3 protein-coding genes are annotated in these 3,684 nt (G+C 65.5%); 1 reads left to right on the top strand and 2 read right to left on the bottom strand.

The window, feature by feature from the left end; genetic code table 11:
* Positions 1–1,669 (top strand): gamma-glutamyltransferase (ggt, locus tag RBR29_RS11050; protein WP_320349275.1); only part of this gene is annotated, 1,669 nt, incomplete at its 5' end.
* Here ggt and RBR29_RS11055 read toward each other — a convergent pair.
* Entirely contained in the window at positions 1,670–3,343 is a 1,674-nt protein-coding gene (locus tag RBR29_RS11055) for an AMP-binding protein (RefSeq protein ID WP_320349276.1), read from the bottom strand.
* A 22-nt stretch (positions 3,344–3,365) separates the two neighbouring features.
* Positions 3,366–3,684 (bottom strand): chalcone isomerase family protein (locus tag RBR29_RS11060; protein WP_320349278.1); only part of this gene is annotated, 319 nt, incomplete at its 5' end.

Consider the following 3,684-nt stretch of genomic DNA (forward strand, 5'->3'; position numbering starts at 1 on the left):
GTCCGTGACCCAGGCGGCCGTCGCCGCCTACGAGTCCGGCCTCGATGTTTTTCATCCGGTCGCCGCGCGCCGAGGCATGGTGGTGTCTGAACAGGCGCTGGCCAGCCAGGCGGGCCTGGAGATACTGCAGGCCGGTGGCAATGCCATGGATGCCGCAGTGGCAGTCGGCTTTGCCCTGGCGGTGGCGCTGCCCAATGCGGGCAACCTGGGCGGTGGCGGATTCATGATCGTACATGAGGCGCGCAGCGGCCGGGATTACGCGCTGGATTTCCGCGAGACCGCGCCGCTGGGGGCTGCGCGCGACATGTACCTGGATGCGAACGGTCAGGTGGTGGATGGCCGCTCGCTGCATACCCATCAAGCCGTGGGCGTGCCCGGTACGGTCGCCGGCCTGACGCATGCGCTGGCCCGCTGGGGCTCGCTGCCCCTGACGCAGGTCATGGCGCCCGCCATCCGTCTGGCGCAACAGGGCTATCCGGTCAGTCCGACCCTGGCCGATGCCTTGGCGCGCAATGCCGCACCCATGGGCCAGTGGCCGGCGACACGCGCGATCTTCTGGCGCACAGGGCGCCCGCTGCAGGCGGGCGAACGGTTGATCCAGCACGACCTGGCGCATTCCCTGCGCCTGATCGCGCAGCAGGGCGCCGATGCATTCTATCGGGGGTCGATCGGGGCGCGTATCGCCGCCGAGATGGCGCGCCACGGCGGGCTGATCACGATGCGTGATCTGGCAGGCTACCGGGCTGTCGAGCGTCCGCCCATCATCGGCGACTATCGCGGCCACCGCATCGTGACCATGCCGCCGCCCAGCTCCGGCGGCATCCATCTGGTGCAGATCCTGAACATGATGGAAGCCTGGCCCGTTGCAGAATGGGGCGCGGGCAGCGCGCAGACCCTCCACCACATGGCCGAGGCCATGAAGCTGGCCTACGCCGACCGTGCCCAGTACCTGGGAGACACGGATTTTGTGCCGGTGCCGGTGACCGGCCTGGTTTCCAAGGCCTATGCCCGGGGCCTGGCCGCCGGCATTGCGCCGGACCACGCCCGACCCGCAGCCGATATCGGCTCGGGCAAGCCGCAGCCTTATGAAAGCAGCCAGACCACGCATTTTTCCGTGGCGGACGCGGCGGGCAATGCGGTGGCCGTCACCTATACGCTGAACACGAACTTCGGCAGCGGCATCGTGGCCGAGGGTACCGGCATCCTGCTGAACAACGAGATGGACGATTTTTCCGCCAAACCGGGGGTAGCCAATGTCTACGGTCTGACCGGTGGCGAGGCCAACGCCATCCAGCCCGGCAAACGGCCGCTGTCGTCCATGACGCCCACGATCGTGTTGCGCGCTGGCCGCCCCTGGCTGGTCACCGGCAGTCCGGGGGGCGCACGCATCATCACCACTGTGCTGGAAACCGTGGTCGATGCCATTGATTTCGGCATGAACCCAGCCGAAGCCGCCGCCCAGCCGCGTTTCCACCACCAGTGGCAGCCCGACGAGCTACGGGTGGAAAAGGGCTTCAGCCCCGATACCCTGGACCTGTTGCGCGGTTATGGGCATCGGGTCGTCGTCAGGCCGGCCATGGGCAAGACGCAGACCATCCTGATCCGGGACGGCGTCCTGTACGGGGCCACCGACCCGCGTGGCCCGGATGGCGCCGCACTGGGGTACTGATCACGCCTTGGTTTCTTGGGGGCGCAGTTCCTTGCGCAGGATCTTGCCCACATTGCTGCGCGGCAGGTCTTCGCGGAATTCCACGAATTTGGGCACCTTGTAGCCCGTCAGCAGCTTGCGGCAGTGGGCGATCACGTCGGCTTCGGTCAGATTCGGGTCCTTGCGGATCACGTAGAGCTTGACGACTTCGCCTGCCGCGCCGTTGGGCACGCCGATGGCGGCGGCTTCCAGGATGCCGGGGTGTTCGATGGCGGCAGCTTCGACCTCGTTCGGGTACACATTGAAACCCGACACCAGGATCATGTCCTTTTTGCGGTCCAGCAGGAATACATAGCCCTTGTCGTTCATGTAGCCGACGTCGCCGGTCAGCAGCCAGCCGTCGGCATCGAAGGCCTTGGCGGTTTCTTCCGGGCGGTTCCAGTAGCCGGACGTCACCTGGGGGCCCTTGACGCAGATTTCTCCGGGTTCGCCGATGGCCATGGTGCGGTTGTCGTTGCGCACGGCGACGTCCGTGGACGAGACCGGCAGGCCGATCGAGCCGTTGAAATCGATCTTGTCGAGCGGGTTGATGGTCACGGCGGGGGACGTTTCCGTCAGGCCATAGGCCTGGGCGATGGGCTTGCCGGTGGTCTTCAGCCAGCGCTCTGCGATGGCTTCCTGGACAGCCATGCCGCCGCCCAGCGTGATGTTCAGGCGGCTGAAGTCCAGCTTGCCGAAGTCGGGGTTGTTCAGCAGGGCATTGAACAGCGTGTTCACCCCCGTCATGGCAGTGAACGGGGTCTTGCGCAGTTCCTTGACGAAGCCGGGGATGTCGCGCGGATTGACGATCAGCAGATTGCTGGCGCCCAGCCGCATGAAGGTCAGGCAGTTCGCCGTCAGGGCAAAGATGTGGTACAGGGGGAGCGCCGTGACGATGTATTCGCGGTCGCCCTGGCAGAAGGGCCGCACCCAGGCGTAGGCCTGGCAGACGTTGGACACCAGATTGCCGTGGCTCAGCATGGCGCCCTTGGCTACGCCGGTGGTACCCCCCGTGTATTGCAGCGCCGCCAGGTCGGCGTGCGTGAGTGTGGGACGGTGGTAGGGCGCACGCGCGCCCTTGGCCAGCGCATCACGCAGGCGCACGGCACCGGGGATGCGCCAGGCGGGCACCATTTTTTTCACGTGACGGACCACCAGATCGGTGATCAGGCCCTTGGGGAAACCCAGCAGTTCGCCCAGCGAGGTCACGACCACGCGCTTGACCTGGGTGCCTTCCATCGCCTGTTGCAGGGTGTGGGCGAAATTTTCTGCCACGATCACGGTGCAGGCACCCGAATCGCTCAGCTGATGGTGCAGTTCGTGCGCGGTGTAGAGCGGATTGGTGTTGACCACCACCGCGCCTGCCAGCAGCGTGCCGAACAGGCAGACCGGGTATTGCAGCAGGTTGGGCATCATCAAGGCGACGCGATCGCCTTTTTCCACGCCCTGGGACTGCAACCAGGCCGCAAAAGCCCGGGCACGGTCCAGCGTCTGCGCGTAGGTCATGGACGCACCCATGCTGACGTAGGCCGTGTTGCTGGCGTACTGCCTGCAGCTTTGCTCGAACAGGTCGGCCAGCGAATCGAAGGCGGCGGCCTGGTCGGTGATGTCAGCCGGCACTCCTTCGGGGTAGTGTTCCAGCCAGATGCGTTCCATGATGCGGTTCCTTTATGTCAGATCAGTTGGTTTTTGATGCCTGGCCCAGCAGGGCTGCTTTCAGGGATTCCTGGGCCGGGTGGGTGCCCAGCCAGACTTTCAGGAGCGCGGTGGCGAAGCGGGGATCCTGGACTTCCCCCAGCGCCTTGCCCTTGAATGATACTGAGATGGTTCCCTGATTGAAAACAATGTCCACCAGGTCGCCGGAAGCGCCCTCGCCGCCGGTTTTCATGAAGTCCTCGAAATGGGCCAGGGTGCCGGCCATGTCCTGCAGCTCGGCTTCGGTGCAGTTGGCCTTCAGGCCGTCGTTCAGCGCATCGGTCAGTGCCTTGCTGTTGATG

This window comes from Castellaniella sp., from assembly GCF_034007085.1.
Classification (GTDB): Bacteria; Pseudomonadota; Gammaproteobacteria; order Burkholderiales; family Burkholderiaceae_B; genus Castellaniella.